The 15,350-nt window shown below is 62.8% G+C and carries 14 protein-coding genes; 12 read left to right on the top strand and 2 right to left on the bottom strand.

Annotated features, from left to right (window positions below):
- Window positions 1-241: 241 nt before the first annotated feature.
- Both PW734_01260 and PW734_01255 read right to left on the bottom strand, forming a co-directional pair.
- Window positions 242-619: a hypothetical protein gene (locus PW734_01260; protein ID MDE1169832.1), complete on the bottom strand. Its 378-nt coding sequence runs from the start codon at window positions 617-619 to the stop codon at window positions 242-244.
- A 20-nt stretch (window positions 620-639) separates the two neighbouring features.
- The gene (locus PW734_01255) at window positions 640-3,021 is read right to left on the bottom strand and encodes a TraM recognition domain-containing protein (GenBank protein ID MDE1169831.1); all 2,382 of its coding nucleotides are present in this window, start codon (window positions 3,019-3,021) and stop codon (window positions 640-642) included.
- A gap of 195 nt (window positions 3,022-3,216) precedes the next feature.
- On the opposite strand from PW734_01255, the gene PW734_01250 reads away from it, so the two are divergent.
- From PW734_01250 to PW734_01195, 12 genes are all read left to right on the top strand, one after another.
- Window positions 3,217-3,771: a hypothetical protein gene (locus PW734_01250; protein ID MDE1169830.1), complete on the top strand. Its 555-nt coding sequence runs from the start codon at window positions 3,217-3,219 to the stop codon at window positions 3,769-3,771.
- Between the two features lie 27 nt (window positions 3,772-3,798).
- Window positions 3,799-4,428: a hypothetical protein gene (locus tag PW734_01245; GenBank protein MDE1169829.1), complete on the top strand. Its 630-nt coding sequence runs from the start codon at window positions 3,799-3,801 to the stop codon at window positions 4,426-4,428.
- On the top strand, window positions 4,425-4,868 hold the full coding sequence (locus PW734_01240; protein ID MDE1169828.1) for a prepilin-type N-terminal cleavage/methylation domain-containing protein: 444 nt from the start codon (window positions 4,425-4,427) through the stop codon (window positions 4,866-4,868). The genes PW734_01245 and PW734_01240 overlap by 4 nt, the downstream gene beginning before the upstream one ends.
- 109 nt (window positions 4,869-4,977) lie before the next feature.
- Entirely contained in the window at window positions 4,978-6,216 is a 1,239-nt protein-coding gene (locus tag PW734_01235) for an ATPase, T2SS/T4P/T4SS family (GenBank protein MDE1169827.1), read from the top strand.
- Window positions 6,217-6,248: 32 nt separating this feature from the next.
- Window positions 6,249-7,973, top strand: coding sequence for a hypothetical protein (locus PW734_01230; GenBank protein ID MDE1169826.1), 1,725 nt, complete (start codon window positions 6,249-6,251; stop codon window positions 7,971-7,973).
- The gene (locus PW734_01225; protein MDE1169825.1) at window positions 7,970-8,530 is read left to right on the top strand and encodes a hypothetical protein; all 561 of its coding nucleotides are present in this window, start codon (window positions 7,970-7,972) and stop codon (window positions 8,528-8,530) included. Before PW734_01230 ends, PW734_01225 begins: the two co-directional genes overlap by 4 nt.
- A 32-nt stretch (window positions 8,531-8,562) precedes the next feature.
- A complete protein-coding gene (locus PW734_01220) occupies window positions 8,563-9,429 on the top strand; it encodes a hypothetical protein (protein MDE1169824.1) in 867 nt (288 codons plus the stop codon).
- A 23-nt stretch (window positions 9,430-9,452) separates the two neighbouring features.
- Window positions 9,453-11,054: a hypothetical protein gene (locus tag PW734_01215; protein MDE1169823.1), complete on the top strand. Its 1,602-nt coding sequence runs from the start codon at window positions 9,453-9,455 to the stop codon at window positions 11,052-11,054.
- A gap of 6 nt (window positions 11,055-11,060) precedes the next feature.
- Complete coding sequence (locus PW734_01210) at window positions 11,061-11,672, top strand: hypothetical protein (GenBank protein MDE1169822.1); 612 nt, start codon at window positions 11,061-11,063, stop codon at window positions 11,670-11,672.
- Between the two features lie 6 nt (window positions 11,673-11,678).
- Window positions 11,679-13,361, top strand: a complete 1,683-nt coding sequence (locus PW734_01205) for an ATPase, T2SS/T4P/T4SS family (GenBank protein MDE1169821.1) — start codon at window positions 11,679-11,681, stop codon at window positions 13,359-13,361.
- 1 nt (window position 13,362) lies between these two features.
- Window positions 13,363-14,583 (top strand): type II secretion system F family protein, encoded by a 1,221-nt coding sequence (locus tag PW734_01200; protein MDE1169820.1) that lies wholly within the window; start codon window positions 13,363-13,365, stop codon window positions 14,581-14,583.
- 1 nt (window position 14,584) lies between these two features.
- Window positions 14,585-15,214, top strand: a complete 630-nt coding sequence (locus PW734_01195; protein MDE1169819.1) for an ATP-binding cassette domain-containing protein — start codon at window positions 14,585-14,587, stop codon at window positions 15,212-15,214.
- The last annotated feature ends 136 nt before the right edge of the window (window positions 15,215-15,350 follow it).

Below are 15,350 nucleotides of genomic sequence, written 5' to 3'. Positions count from 1 at the left end.
GATCAAGGCCGCCAAGACTTGGACCATCAAGGGTGGCGCCATTGAGGGACCCGTCAGCAGCAACGACACGCACCATCGCTAGGCTCCCTTTCTAAAGGAGCCTCTAGCTTTTTTCTTTCAGTTCTGCCACCTAGAGTTCGGCTAGGTGGAACTCCCGCTTCCATAGACGACAACGCGGCCCCCCTTCGTTGAATGTGTTCGCGGGACTTGGTTTCCCGCTTTCTGCTTCCGTCCCCTTCTTTTAGAGGTGGTGGTCGCTTTCGGGGATTTCGTCGCGGTATTTGTTCTTCAGGTAGGTCTGCAGGCGCTCCGCCTTCACCATGGAGCGGAGCTGGCTGGGAAGCAGGACTTTGTTGATGATGAGCCGCAGGCAGATGAAGACGATTAGCCCGTAAGTGACCCCCCAGAAGATGAAGGCGCCCAGGGCCGCCCCGGCGCGCTGGTGGGTAACCTCATAGGCGATCAGCGTGGGGACTCCGATGAGGCGCTGGAGGTCGTTCGTCGGCTCCTGGAGAAAACAGGCTTTGTCCCCGGCGATCGTGCAGGCGCCGGCGACGAGGATGAAGATCAAGCCCGCCAGGAGATACCAATCTACCGGCTTGCTGGAATCGGGCATCATAGGATGGGTTCCTTAATTCCTTAGGGTTGGGGTTGCGTTGCGGGTGGTTGGCTGGGCTCTTCTTCCCGCTTCATGACGCGCGGGCCGCCCGGCATGGGGAAGCCGTCGTTTTCGAGCGGGTTGAGGGGGTCGCCCAGGAAGGTGACTTGGCGGCGGAAGTAGTTGCCGCCGAATTCGGGCGGCAGCACGGCCAGGCATTCGCCCACTTTAAAGGTGCGGAAGACGGGCGCCGGGATTTTCTGGTCGACGCTGAAGGTGATGGAAAAGGCTTCCGCCCCGAAGCTTCGGTTGGTGTTGAAGGCGAATTCGCCCGCGCCGCCTTTGAGGCCGCCCATGGCGCGCTGGTAGACGCCGGAACTCTTGGAGGCGCGCTCGTTGGTCGTCGGGTCGTCGTTGCGCATGTAGATCAGCGTCTGCATGTTGGTCATGATGGCGTCGACTTCCGCCTGGGAGAATTTTTTGCTGAGCATCGGCAGGGACTGAAAGGCGATGATGCAGGCGCATTTGGAACCGCGGCATTTGTCGAAGAAGGCGGCTTCACCCGTCCAGTCGCCGTTCGTGGCGACGGTGGCAAACTCGTCCACCAGGTAGAAGACGGGCCGTTCCATCTGGAGGCCCAGGGCCTGCCGGGCGACGGTGGCGCGGAAGTAGTCCATCTTCAGGAGCACGGCGGCCAGACGGGCGCTGTCCCGGTAGAAGGCGAACGGCATGTCCAGGCAAAGGAGTTTCCCTTTCTGGAAGATGTCGAGGATGTCGAAGGTGGGGTTGCAGGAGAAGAGCTGGTTGAAGGGCGCCTTGGAGAGGAGGCCGACCATGTTCGTGGCGGTCATGGCGACGCTGCCGCTGGTGCGGTCGTTGGCGACGTTCAAATAGGTGCCGGTGAAGTATTCGGCGACGGGATCGGGAGACGGGTCCTCGCCCCGGGCTTGGGCCTCGTCGCGCAGGACCTTTTCGTATTTTTCCAGGAGGGTTTTGAGGAGGCCGTATTTGGGGGTGACTTTCTTCTTCAGGATGTTGGCCCAACGCAGGGCGGCGTTGTCCTGGTCGGTGCACATGCGTCCCCAGGTCTCCAGCGAGGAGCGGACGCCGTCGAAGGTGTTGAGGACTTCGCGGAAGAAGGGGACCAGCGGGAAGGGCCCTTCCTTCGGGTCGCGGTGGGAGGCCTCGTCCAGCAGGCCGCGGATTTCCTCGCCGGCGGCCAGGATCCGCTCCAGCTGCGGCCGGATGCGGTCGCCCAGGTTGGCCAGAAGGGGGACGACGGTGGAGGGCTCGAAGTCGGGATGCTCGACGAGGAAGCCGTGCGCGTTTTTCTGGAAGATTTCCAGGTCTTCGATCAGGGAGGTCGGCGGCTGCTCGTCGTAATTGGGGCGCGGCGTGGTGAGGGCCTCTTCCGTCTGGCGGTGGAGGGTGCGGGCCCGGATGGCCAGGCGCTTGCGCCAGATACGCTCGGCGGCGGAGAGGGTCGTCTCCACTTTCTTTTGCGCGACGGCCTGCTCCCGGTCCAGGATCTCGCGGGCGACGCCTTCGATTTCCTGGAGGCGGAAGCGCAGGGCGTTGACCCGTTCCATGACGGCGTTGGTCTCGTCGAGCCACTTCGGCACGTTGTTCTCGTAGGCGCGGGCGGCGGCTTCCTCCGCGTTGCGGGAGGCGGTGACTTCGTCGAGGTTCTTCGGGTTGCCGCGGTCGCTGAGCATCATGCCCAGGTAGGAGAAGCTCATGGCCTGCACGCCCTCGACCTTCGCCTCCGTGAGCTTCTGGTGCATGCAGAAGATGTTGGTGAAAAGCTCCAGGGCCGCCTTGTCGAAGAAGGGGTCGGCGGAGCGCTGGCCGTCGTTGAGGGCCAGCATGAGGGTCAGCATTTTGTTGGCCCGCATGGTGGGGTCTTCCGTCGGATCGCGGAAGGGATCGTAGCTGACGGGGTGGGTGGGGCCGAAGAAAATGGTGTCGTCCATCCGGCCGTAGAGCTTGCTCAGGGTCCAGAGCTTCTCGGGGAAGTCACCCTTCGCCTCGATGATGAGGCCGCCGGGCTTGAGCTTCTCGCGATCCGGCCCGTCGGGAATGTGGGTGGCGCGGAAGAGCTCGCGGAAGACTTGGTTGAGGACGGTGAAGGTCTTGCCGGAACCGGAACCGCCGACGACTCCCATGTGCTTGTAGAGATCCTCCCACAGGAGCGGGCGGTTCTTCTCGCCGATGATCTGCTTGCTGCCCTTGGCCAGGTCGAAGCGGAGTTTGCCCCAATCGTCGCGGGCGATGAAGGGAATTTCCTTCGGGTGGCGGGTCCGTTTTTTGGAGGCAGACGAATTAGCCGACGGAGCTTCCTTCGGCGTCGCCGCGCCGTCTTTTTCCTCTTTCCCGTCTCCTTCTTTGCGGGCCAGGCCCAGCAATTTGCCAAGACCAGTCATAAATTATTTGTCGATCGTCTGCGTGATTATGGTATAGCACATTCAATGCCCGATTGGCAATCCCTCCAGCCGTTGGCTTCCGCCGTGGAGCGAGGGGACATCCTTGCCTTCTTCACGACGCGCGGTCCCTGGGTATCTTTACCTACCCAATGGTCTGACGGCTCCCCCATTGCCCGTCTCACCGTGCCTCAGGGAATGTTCCTGGCCCGGGAGGGCTTCCTTAGCGCGCTCGGTTTTTCCAGCGAGCCGCAGTTCTACCAGGCGGTGACGGAAAATAGCCTCCAGCCCCAGACGCTGGCGCTGGCCGTGGCGTGCGGCCCCTTCCGCCAGCGCACCGCGGGCGCCCAATTCCTGACCGTTACCAATGGCGCGGAACCCTACATCGTCGTCATCAATGCGGACGCGGAACGCCCCCTGATGACCGAGGCGCTGCAAAAGGTTTTCCCCGGCGCCTCTATCCAAAGCAGCCTGGCCGCCCCCACCCTTCAGGTCTTTCCTATCCTGCCGCCGCGCCTGCGGCAGCGCTTCAATGCGGCGGACCAGCTGCGGCGCAAGTTCATCCTCCAATTTATCGCTTCCTCGACGATCGCCTGCCTTCTCATCCTTCTCTTCATGCTGGCGCGGCTGCCGGGCTGGCTCTCCATCGTCCCCCTGATCCTGCCCTATGCCGTCTTCAGCCGGGCCAAATTCGAGCTGGAGCGCCACGAGCGCGGCGTCCCGGCCCCCAAGAAAGAAGAGACGGCCCCCTGATCGGCCATGCCACGATCCAAGAAGAGAATGCCCCGCCCCTCCCTGCCGGCCCTTCTTCTTGTCTTGGGCGCCCTCTCCGCCTTCGCGGAGACAAAGCCCGCCATCTCCCCGACGATCGACGTCGCCTCGCCTCTTCCCACCACGCAGATCTCCGGTGTTTCTCCGGCTCTCTCCCAGGAATCCTTCACTCCCGGCGACTATGAAGCCCAGTTCGGTTATCAGGTCCCCAACGGCCCCCTTCGCTTCAACCTCTCCTTAAGCGAGTTCGCCCGCCTGCGGGAGGCCGCCCATATGGCGGGGGGTGACGTCGAAATCACCGTTCGTCCGGTCGGCTTCAAGATGGCCAATTACATCGTCCCCCTCCAGCGGGTCGGCTTCGATGTCCGGGTCACCCCCGGCGGGGAAGTCGTCGTCTCCTCCTCGCGGGAGATGGAAACCATGGAATTGCGGCGGGCGGCCCTGCAAAAAGAGGTCAACGACTTGCGGGAAACCCGCCGCCGTTTGCTTTCCGACATAAAATCTCTCCAAGCTTGCATGAATTCTGCTTCATTTTCTCAAGGACTTGCCGATACGAAGACCGATCCTTCATTGCCCCCTTTAGAGCTTCCACTAAACAACCCCCAAAAACTCAGTAAAACCCTAAGCAAAACCCCATGAAAAAATCCCTGCTGCACTCCCCCCGCCGCTCCGCCCGGGGCTTCACGCTAGTTGAAATCGCGATCGTCATCGCGATCATCACCCTCCTGGCCCTCGGTATTTCCCAGTCAGCCACGTACTTCCGGGCCCAGGCCAACAAGAGCCTCTGCATCGTCATCCAAAAACAGGTTCAGGACGCCGTGCGTTCCATTGAAAATCTGCAGAATCTAAATGACGGCGATCCGGTTTCCGGCTTCTCCGATGGCAACGGTTTAACCGGCTTGGCGGTCCTCTGGGGCAATACGACTTCGTTTTTCCCGGTCCAGCCCTCCTGCCCCTCCGGTGGCGTCTATACTCCTGCCGCCAATATTCCCGTCGCGGGTGTCGCCTTCGTGACCTGTGACTGGGCCGGCACGGGCTCCCCCCACACCCCGACCACCAAACAGCTCGCCTCTTACTAAAGGCTTAGCCGGTTGATTTTCATCCGTGCTTAATCTGGAAGGCTGAAATCTCCGAAAGGGAGATTTCAGCCTTCTTTTTTCTCCTTTTTCCTCTTAATCCACTCCTCGCATGGAACCTCCCGCCCTTCCCGTCAGCCACTGGCGCCTCGGATCGCACGAAACCCTTAATCCCGGTTTCCTTGTCTCCGCGTTTGGCAATCCCACAGCCCGCGCGCTGGCGGAGCAGACGCTTAAGGAAGTTATCGCCGAATGTTTCACCACGAAGTCGTCCGACTTCGACGCGGTGCCGACCCGCCCCGTCTCCCTGAACACGGGCAAAGGCGTCATGCCGGGGGAAAAATGGGGAGTGTTGAACCAGGACCTCATCGTCGGCATGCTGGCGGTCCTTTTTTCCTGGAAGTTCACCAGCACCGATCCCTCCGCGCAGGCCACGCACATGGACCAGCTGGAGCACCAGATGCTTCTGGCCCGCTGCGCCGACTTCGGCTGCACCATTCCAATGACCGTCAACGGGCGGACGCCCCGCGTCCGCGTCCACGCCTACCTGTGCGAGACGGGCCTCTCCATGACCTGCCGCGTCATGGCGGGCTACCCCCCTTCCCCTGAAAACCTAGGTTTGCCGGAAGCGGTCGTCAGCAGTCTGCAGACCCTCCTGCTCAAAAAAAGCGGCCTGGGCCTCATCACCGGCCCCACCGGCAGCGGCAAGACCTCCACCCTGGCCGCCTTCCTCGACCACATCCGGATGAATTATCCGAAGAAGATCGTCACCATCGAGGACCCGATCGAAATCCTTTACGACGAGAACGGAAAGGGCGCCGTCATGCAGCAAGAAGTGGGACGGGACGTCTCCTCCTTCGGCGACGGCCTCCGGTCGATCCTCCGCAAGCGGCCCGACATCATCCTCCTGGGCGAAATCCGGGATGCCGAAGCGATGCAGACCTGTCTGGAAGCGACCCAGACCGGCCACCTCGTCCTGGCCACCCTCCACACCCGCGGCGTGGCCAGCACCCTGCGCCGCATCACGGAACTCTTCCCCGCGGAGCGCGGGCCGCAGATCCTCTCCGCCTGCGCCGACGCGCTCCTCTTCGTCCTTAGCCAGGGCCTGCTGCCCCGGGCAAATGGGGAAGGCCGCACCCTGGCCTGCGAGTTCATGATGAACAAGGATTCGGCCCGCCCGGCCATCTCCAAGTTCCTCTCCACCCCCCAGGCGCTGCGCGAATTCCTGCGCAAACCGTTTAACGTGGAATGGAACCACTCCATCCGCTCGCTCCAGGACCACAATTTAATTGACGAAAGAGCGGCCCGCGACGCTATGATGGAAGACGGTTCGAAGGCCGATTTGGAATGATTCCTGCGGCTTAGAAGGCTTTCTAATAGATCATGATGCTACGCCCGCTCGCCGAGCTTTCCAGCTTTGGCGCCGTGCGTCAGGCCCTCCGGCAGTCCTCCGTCAGCCGTCGGCCCAACGGCAGTCCCATTGTCCAGGCCCGCTGGCACATCCGCGTCGGCCAGCAGACCATCGGCTCCCTCATCCAGCGGGTAAAAGACAACCGCTGGACGCCCGGCCCCGCCCTCGGGATTAAATCCCTCCAGGACCAGGCGGAGATGACGGCCAAACTCCAGGAAGCCGCCCGGGCCGCCGGAGTGAAGCCGGATTACCTGGAAGTGGTCCTTCATCAAGCCTCCCAGGTCCGCACGAATATCATGCGCCCCCCCGCCGACCTGAAGGTCCCGCGGGAAGCCCTCCTCATCTCCGCGCCGGAGCGGATCATCTCCGAGAATATCGCCGAGCAGAAGAGCAGCTGGACCTGGATCGACACGCCCTTTTCCAAGCCGACCCCCACCGCCCTACGCTGCCAACGCTCCCTCTGGGAGCCGCTCGACGCGGCGATGGCTAACGCCGCCTCCTCCGGCCTTTATTCCCTGTCCGTTTTCTCCGCCGTGCTGGAAACGACCGCCATCGCGCAGGCCATCTCCAAGCTGACGACCCGCAACAAAAGCTTCCTTTATTGGGCGCAATACGACGGGTTCATGGCACTCATCTCGTTCAGCGAAACGGGTGAGCCCCTCATGCTCCGCGCCGTGGAGCACATCAGCGACACCTTCCATCCGGACCTGGCCCAGCTCATCAAGGAAGTGGTTTTGCAGAGCGACTTGAAGGATCCCGGCCTGGGCATCATCCCTTGCGGCGCCTCCACCTCCAGCCAGTGCGTCGAGGCCCTCACCGCCGCCCACCAGGACAAGCCCGCGCCGCTCTTCGACACCGGCTGCCTGGAAGTCCTGGACGAGGCGGCCTTCGCCGAAAAGCTGCAAGCCGCCGGGGTGAAAGGGGAAACCACCGGACTAATGCCCGAACATCTTTTCTGGATGGACGGTTTCTGGAAAACCGGCGATCCGAAGAGCCTGCACGATGCCTGCGCCGGCGATTTCCACCAGCTACAGCCCGACCGCCTGGCCGCCATCGCGCCCATCGCCGTCACCCGAACGGTGAAGCTCCTGATTCCCGCACTGATCCTCTGCTGCCTGGGGGCCATCGCCGCGGGGCTTTTCCTGGGCTACAGCTACATGCAGGCAGTCCAGGCCCCCTCCTGGAACACCACCCAGGTCATGATCAATGACCGGACCAAAAACCAGCAGCAGCTGCATAACACCCTTTCCAGCTACCAGGCCCTGGAAAACCTGCTGGTCCCCCGTAGCTCTTACGCCCTAGGCGCTCTTTTCCTCACCCGCCTCATCCCGGCCGACTCCGGCATCTACGTCACCGACGTCCACTACGACTTCCGCGCCCTGCCCAGCAAAGGCGGCCCCATCGGCATCGAGCGAAGCTGGACGATCAACGGGGAAACGACCCCGGAAGCGCAGGCGGCTTTGGTCTCCCTCACCGATCCGGAAGCAGTCAACAAGCTCCTGACCGAGGTGGCCACGCAGTACAACTATCCCGCCTACGTCCCTTCCAAGAAACAAAACCTGAAAGTCACCGTTTCCAACTCGGCCTCCTCCGCCCCCGGCAGCCAAAACGGCAAGAAGAACCTCAGCTTCACCATCGTCATCACCCTGACCTTGGACTCGAAGGACGCCTTCGCCCTCCAGCCCGTCGCCCCATGAACTACCAGAAGGCCCTCACCCAATTCGCCTTCCTGGGCGGCGTGCTGCCGATCGTCATCCTGATCGGCATCTATTATTTCTACGACGACCTCCAAACCTCCATCGCCGAGCACGAAAAGCTCCACACCAAACTGACGGCGATCAATAACGACATCAACGCCACCCAGCGGAAGGTCACCGCCTACCAACCCCATAAAGAGATCCTGCAGCGCCTGCACACCATCAAGCCCCGCACCTCCATCCCCAGCATGCTGAACCTGCTGAACAGCTACGGGATCGACAAGACCGTCCTCCAATACCGGCTGGGCTTCGGGGAAGAAAACGCCTCCCTGACCGCCATGAAGCAATTCACCAGCTCCAGCATCAACCTGCAGCTGGTCGGCCGCTACAATACCCTGCTGAAGACCGCCTACGCCCTCGAGCAAGCCAACCCCTCCCTCTTCGTCACCGGCTTCGTCCTGGCCAACAACTCCCCGGGCACCCAGCCGGGCCAAGTCGACCAGCCTTTGGCCTTGACCCTCAATTACGGCGTGCTGAACATCCCGCCCATTCCATGAGAGGCGTCTGGCTAGGAAGCATTGCCCTGGGATTGGCTGTCGGACTGCTGCCTTGCGCCGCCCTGGCAGACAGCGGGGACGTCCCCCCGGTCGACGTCTTCCCGACCACTCCCGAGGCTTCCTCTACGCGCCCCGCCCAGGCCGCCCCCCGGCCGGGCACTCCCGGCATGGCCCACACCCCCCGGCCCGGCGGGCCCAGACCAGCCCCTCCCCCCGCCAATCCCGCCACCATCTCCACGGCACCCCCCCTCCCCAACCCGACGCCTTCCAACGCCCCCGCCCCGATCCGCAGCGCAGCCCCCGCCGCTTCGCCCGGCTCTCCCGCGGCGGCAAGAAAAACGGCGGCCGCAGCCACGGCCAAGACGCCTCCCGAAGCCGACAAATTCTCCTCCCTCGACTTCCCCTTTCTGGACGCGATGACTAATCCCAAGATCGCCGAGCCGGAAATGCTCGAGGCGCTGCGCGCCAAGCTGGCCTTTCTTTCCATTCCCGATCGCGGCCGCGACATTTTCAACAACTCCCCGGACGGCCCCCTGGCCGTCAAACAGCTGCAGGCGCCCAAGGTGGAAAAGGCGCCGGAGCCGGTCATCGACTACTTCCTCCAGGCAGTCCGCTCCCTGCGGATCGAAATGATCTCCCCGCAGGAGAACATGGCCGTCCTCAACGGCCGGGACATCTTCCTGGGAGACACCGTCATCATGCAGACCGGCGCGTTCACCACCCAGGCCCGGGTAAAGGAAATCAAGCCGACGACGATCGTCTTCGAAAACCCCGTCGATCACCACGTCACCTCCCTCAGCATCCCGCAGGAAAACGACACCCTCCAGCTCAACACCGGCAACGCCAAGCCCGAGGGGCTGGAAGATATTCCTGGAATAACCCTTCAAGAGCGGCGCTGAGTATGGTAAGGAATCGGGTAAACATGAAGTGCCGCCTCTTTCTTGCCCTTCTCCTTGCAGGCCTCGGCGCCGGCGCGTGGCCTCTTCTGGCGGCTCCCAATGAAGACAACGTCACCGTCATCCTGGAACCCGACCGGATGACCACCCCTCCCCCGCCCACCGGCAAGGTGGGTGTGGAGACGAAAAGCTCCGTTTACACCGCCTCCAACGCGCGGCTGAACACCATCTTCCGCGTCCTGGCCCAGCGCGCCGGGCTGCAATACTTTTCCAACCCGGACATCGAAAGCCTCACCTTGAGCGGCGCCATCAACGCCGAGCAGCCCCGGCAGACCATCCTCGACCTGGCCGCGTCCTACAACCTTGTCGCCTACGACAACGGCACCACCCTCTTCATCCGCACCCAGAAGGATCTCCCCAACCTGCCGACGCGCTCCATCTCCTACGAGCTGCGCTATCTGCGCCAGGCCAACATCGAAAAGCTCATCGAGCCGATGCTGACCCCGGACAAGGGCAAGGTCCGCCTGGAGCCGAAAACCAACGTCCTCCTCATCGAGGACAACGACTACGTCCTGACCGGCATCCTGGACTGGCTGGCAAAGGTCGACGTCCCCAAGCGCCAGATCAACATCCAGGTGCAGATCCTGAGCATCACCGACAACGACGAGCAGAACACCGGCTTCGACTGGACCAGCACCCTGGGCAGCGCCGGCTATAGCATCTCCTTCGGCACGGCCAATTCCTTGGCCATGCTATTCAACCTGGGCTCCACCGGCTACGTCGGCGACGACGGCACCATTAATAGCACCAGCGGCAACACCTCCCCCGTTCCCAGCCCCCGCACCTTCCAGCCCCCCACCGCCGCCATCCTCCAGCCGGGCGCCATCACCACCCTGATCCACGCCATGCGGACCCTCTCCAACGTCGAGGTCGGCAACAACACCAACCTGGTGCTGGAGGACAACGAGTCGGGCCTCATCTCCAATGTCGATCGTTACCCGGTCGTCGAGTTCCAGCCCGCCACCGCTCAGAGCACCGGCTCCAGCTTCATCTCCCTTTCCTCGACCATCCGGTATAAGATCGACTCCTCCGACCCGACCCCGACCGACACCAACCCGGGCCGCGAGCTGGGTGTTTCCATGACCGTCACTCCCACCTGCCTGCCCGACGGGACCATCCGCCTCATTCTCTCCCCGCACGTCGCGTCGATCACCTCCTTCATCAGCGTTCCCACCGGCTCCAGCACCCCTTCCAACCAGGTGCCGCGGGTGGCCGAATCCCGCTCCTCCAGCACCGTCCGCGTGCCGGACGGCAAGTCCCTTCTCCTGGGCGGCTTCTACTCCCTCAACCACAACGTGGGCGTGAACAAGCTCCCCTTCTTTGGAGACATCCCGGTCATCAGCTTCTTCTTCAAAAACAAGGATTCCGTCAGCGAAAAGACGCGCCTGGTCTTCGTCATCACTCCCACCAGCTTCGATCCCGCCGCGGCGGAGTCGATCGTCCAGGTCAGCGAGAAATTCTCCGGGGAAAGCATGAAGCGCGCCCCCTACGCTCCGCCTCCGGACAAGACCCTTTTGATGGATAAACGGACCTCCTCCTCGGATGTCCCGCCACCCCAAAAAAATTGATCTGCCGTGAAAAGCTTTAGCCTTCAGATCTCCCGGGATGAGGGCCTGCTTAAGAGTTCTGCCGAAGAGACAGGCAGCGCCTTCGGGTCGCTTAACTTCGATAACTTCGAAGATACCTGGCAGCATTGCGCCGATTGGCTTCGCCGCAACGCCCTGGGCAACCCCGGCCAGATCGACACCGCCTTCTCCACCCTGATCGAGCGGGCCCAGGCGGAGGAAATCGCCCCCGGGGCGTTCACCTTCTCCATGCTGCACGAGCTGCAGGAAAGCGGCTCCTTCCAGGATATCCCGCGGGAGCTCGCCTGCGCCCTCTTCGGCCACCAGCGGTGGGATTTCATCCCCGCCGACTACCGCCTGGCCCTCCCCCAGGAGGAGAACGAGGAAATCATCAACCTCCTTCAATACCTGGGCGTGGCCGTCATCAGCTTTTCCAAGCGGGTCATCACCCTGGCCCATAGCGATCCGTGGATCGCCCACCTGGCCAGCCGCCGGCTGAGCACGCTGCAGACGGAAAAGGCGGCCTCCCGCGCCGTGGGAGTCATCAACCTGCCCACCGACATCCACCGCTCCATCTTCGAACAGCAATTGGGCGTGGAAAGCACCGTCATCGGAGAATAATCCGCCATGAAATTCGAATGTGGCATCAAGCTGAGCGAGACGACCGCTTCCATGGTCACCCGCTCCATCAGCGACTGGTGGGGCAGCGCCAACGGCTACACGGACGAGGAAATCGGCCGCCGCGCCACGGGAGAGGACGTCGCCGGCGCCTTCTCCATGCTCACCGGCCTGCCCGTGCTGCGCCGCCCCCACCGCTTTTGGGACGAGGAGCTCGTCGGCCAATTCGACAACACCTTCCTGCGGGAGGCCCAGGCGGTGCCCATCGCCCATTTCGACAACTGCGTCACGATGGGCACGGTCGATCCCTACAACAACCTCCTGCCCGACCTCCTGAGCGAAAAGTTTCCCCAGGCCGTCGTCCAGAAGGTCATCATTCCCATCGAGGACCTGAGCATCTGCCTCTCCGAGGTCAAGACGGAGACAGAGTCCCAGGACGACGTCGACCTCAGCACGGTGGAGAGCGCCAATACGGACAGCCACGTCCTCGACTTCAGCCTGGACGAGCCCCAGGACGGCGCCATCGAGCAGCGGCTGCAGAAGATCTTCATCGAGTGCCTCGCCGCCCGGGCTTCCGACATCCACTTCGTCACGGAGCGGGAACGCTTCTATTACGAATACCGCGTCGACGGCGACATCGACCGGGAGATCGACCTCCCGCCGCGCCTTTCCAAGAACTTCGACTCGGTGATGATCCACCTCTTCAACGGCCGGCTCGACGCGATCCGGACCCCCATGGAGGGCCGGTTCACCATCTCCACCAACGGGCGCCGCATCAACATCCGTTACGAGCGCCATCCCACCCACTTCGGCTTCCACGTCACCCTCCGTATCCTGGACGGCAACATCAGCCGCCCGAAGCTCGGCGACCCCGGCCTCATCTTCCACCCGAAGGTCCAGCTCTGGATGAACCGCCTCCTGGACGCCCCGGAAGGCCTCGTCGTCATGAGCGGCCCCACCGGCTCCGGCAAGACGACGACGCTCAACGCGATGATCCAGGAGATCAACCGGAGCAAATACAACATCCTGACCCTGGAAAACCCGGTCGAAATCGAAATCGCCGGCGTGAAGCAGGTGAACCTCAAGCAGCTGGATCAAGCCCCCCTTTATCTCAGCTCCTTCCTCCGTTCAGACCCGGACATCATCCTCATCGGCGAGGTGCGCGATTCCAAGACCGCCAACCTGGCCGCCCAGGCCGCCAACACGGGCCACTTGGTCCTGACCAGCGTCCACACCTCCTCCGCGGCCCTCGTCATCGACCGTTTCATCAACCTGGGCCTGGAACGTTGGCAGGTGAGCGAGACCATCATCGGCGCCTTTGCCCAGCGCCTCGTCCAGACCCTCTGCCCCGCCTGCGCCATCCGGGACGTGGAAATCACCCCCGGGGAGGTCGAGCGCTACAACCTCGACCCCTCCTGGACCGGCAAGAAGGTGAACAAGCTCAACAAGAAAGGCTGCGCCGAATGCCGGGAACGCGGATTCGGCGGCCGCCAAGCCCTCCTGGAAGTGATCCCCATCACGGGCAATATCCGCAACCTCATCAACAAAGCCGCCACCTCCGCCGAGCTAATGACCTTCATGAAGGCGGAGTATGACCTCCCTTCCCTGCGCGACGTCGGCCTGGAACTGGTCGAAAGCGGCCTGGTTGACCTCTACTCCCTGAACGAAGTCGTCAGCCTGGCCCTCCACTAAAATGCCCACCTTCACCCTCACCGTCTACGATCCGAACACGCGGAGCACCTCCCAGCAGACCCGCAGCGGGAAAGAGCCGGAAGTGCGCGAGGCCGTCGAGAAAAAAGGCCTCACCGTCCTGGCCATACAGGAGACGACGGAAACCTCCTCCGAACCGACGCGCCTGTTCGCCGGCAAGGAAGGCACCCGCCCCTTGAAACGGACGGAACTGGTCATCTTCTGCCGCAGCATGGCCCTGATGGTCCGCGCGGGAAACAGCGTCAGCGAAGCCATGAGCTTCTACGCCAAGAGCATCAAGGGCCCTTTGGGAGGCCGTTTCATGGACATGGCGCGCAAGCTGGCGGGCGGCGACTCCTTCTACAACGTCTTTAGCAAGTCAGGCCTCTTCGACAGCATCTGCTGCGGCGTCATCAGCGCGGGTGAAAAAGGCGGCAACCTGGCCGTCTCATTCAAAATGCTGGGCGACCGCTACGCCCGCCTGCAGTTCTTCATTTCCAAGACCCGGCGCGCCATCTCGATCCCCGTTGGCATCACCGTCTTCATGGGGGCCCTCTTCATCGCCTCCCAGTTCCTCATCGTCCCCATGGTGGAGAAAATGCTGCACGATTCCCACATCGAGCCGGACATGTTCTCCGCCTACGTCTTCAAGATGGCCAACATCGTCCGGCACACCTGGTTCATCGGGGTGGGCGGCATCATCGCCTTCGGATTCATGATCATCTTCTCCATCCCCTTCCGGAACACGATCGTCTACTTCCTCATGAACACCTTCACCAGCTTCCGGAAGGTGGTCATGGGAATGCGGCAGGCCACATTCCTCTCCACCGTCCGGGTGCTGTACGGCAACGGCGTCGACCTCCTGGAGAGTCTAGGCACCGCCGCGCAAGCCCTGCAAAAAACGCCCATGGGGGCGGAACTCAAGCGCGCCGCCGCCGATTACCGCAGCGGCATGGCCCTTTCCGAGGCACTCCGCCGCAACACGAGCTGCGATGAGAAGCTCATCCACATGGTCCGCATGGCGGAGGATAAGGACCTCGTCGCGCAGCTGGAGAACATCGAGGAGATGTACAACGACGAAACGGTCGATTACATGGACCGCCTGAGCCAGACCGTGAACCTCCTTTCCTACGCCTTCGCCAGCATTCTCATCGGCATCGTCTTCATCGGCAGCTACCTCCCCATCACCATGATGGCGGCCCGCATGATGACCGGAGGCGGGTAGCGTGCGGGTCCCCGCGGGCACAGCCATCGGCAACGGCGCGCAGCGCGTCGCCGCATTCGCCGAAGCGGTCGACTTCGACGCGCACCGTCTCATCCTCCTGCGCGGCCCCAACGGAAGCGGCAAGACGACTCTCCTCAAGACCTTGCAGGGCCTCGTCCATCACCGGGCACCGGACACGCTCTCCGCGCTCCGCCACACCCTGTACCTGCCGGAACGGCTCGACTGGGCCGACGAGCTTTCCTTCGCCGTAGCGTTGGATGCTCTCTGCCTGCTCCCCTACCGGGACGTCTTCACCACTCTAGCCAAGCGGCTCGACCTGCCTCAGCAAACCCCCTACGGCATCCTCTCCAAAGGAAACCGCCAAAAGATGTCGGTCCTGCTGACCGAGGCCGTGGGCTGGTCCCGGCAGATCGATTGGCTCCTCCTCGACGAACCCCTTTCCGGCCTCGACCCGGCCGCGCAAGGAACCCTGATCGAATTCTGGAATTCCTCCACCGCCGCCCACCGCCGGATCATCTCTTCCCACGGCGATTTGACCCGCTTTTCTTCCGCGCTCATCCTTCACCTCGCGGAAGGAAGCATTTCCCCCGTTACCGCGCCTCTCACCACCAGTCTCTCCCAGGACGCCTGATGCTGCTGGACACTCCTCTTTTCCGCCTCGTCTTCCAGGAAACCCGCCAGCGGCTCTGGTGGGTGATTCCGCCTCTTCTCATCGTCGCGCTCTGCCTGGTGAGCCCCAACGTCGTCCCCTCCGACCTGAGAGAGTC

Source organism: Verrucomicrobium sp., from assembly GCA_028283855.1.
Lineage (GTDB): Bacteria > Verrucomicrobiota > Verrucomicrobiia > Methylacidiphilales > GAS474 > GAS474.
The sequence above is the reverse complement of the archived record's forward strand: the minus strand, read 5'-3'. Positions and strand labels throughout refer to the sequence as shown.

Coding starts and splice junctions, on each gene's coding strand:
- PW734_01260 (MDE1169832.1), bottom strand. CDS start 619: ATGATGCCCGATTCCAGCAAGCCGGTAGATTGGTATCTCCTGGCGGGC.
- PW734_01255 (MDE1169831.1), bottom strand. CDS start 3,021: ATGACTGGTCTTGGCAAATTGCTGGGCCTGGCCCGCAAAGAAGGAGAC.
- PW734_01250 (MDE1169830.1), top strand. CDS start 3,217: ATGTTCCTGGCCCGGGAGGGCTTCCTTAGCGCGCTCGGTTTTTCCAGC.
- PW734_01245 (MDE1169829.1), top strand. CDS start 3,799: ATGCCCCGCCCCTCCCTGCCGGCCCTTCTTCTTGTCTTGGGCGCCCTC.
- PW734_01240 (MDE1169828.1), top strand. CDS start 4,425: ATGAAAAAATCCCTGCTGCACTCCCCCCGCCGCTCCGCCCGGGGCTTC.
- PW734_01235 (MDE1169827.1), top strand. CDS start 4,978: ATGGAACCTCCCGCCCTTCCCGTCAGCCACTGGCGCCTCGGATCGCAC.
- PW734_01230 (MDE1169826.1), top strand. CDS start 6,249: ATGATGCTACGCCCGCTCGCCGAGCTTTCCAGCTTTGGCGCCGTGCGT.
- PW734_01225 (MDE1169825.1), top strand. CDS start 7,970: ATGAACTACCAGAAGGCCCTCACCCAATTCGCCTTCCTGGGCGGCGTG.
- PW734_01215 (MDE1169823.1), top strand. CDS start 9,453: ATGAAGTGCCGCCTCTTTCTTGCCCTTCTCCTTGCAGGCCTCGGCGCC.
- PW734_01205 (MDE1169821.1), top strand. CDS start 11,679: ATGAAATTCGAATGTGGCATCAAGCTGAGCGAGACGACCGCTTCCATG.
- PW734_01200 (MDE1169820.1), top strand. CDS start 13,363: ATGCCCACCTTCACCCTCACCGTCTACGATCCGAACACGCGGAGCACC.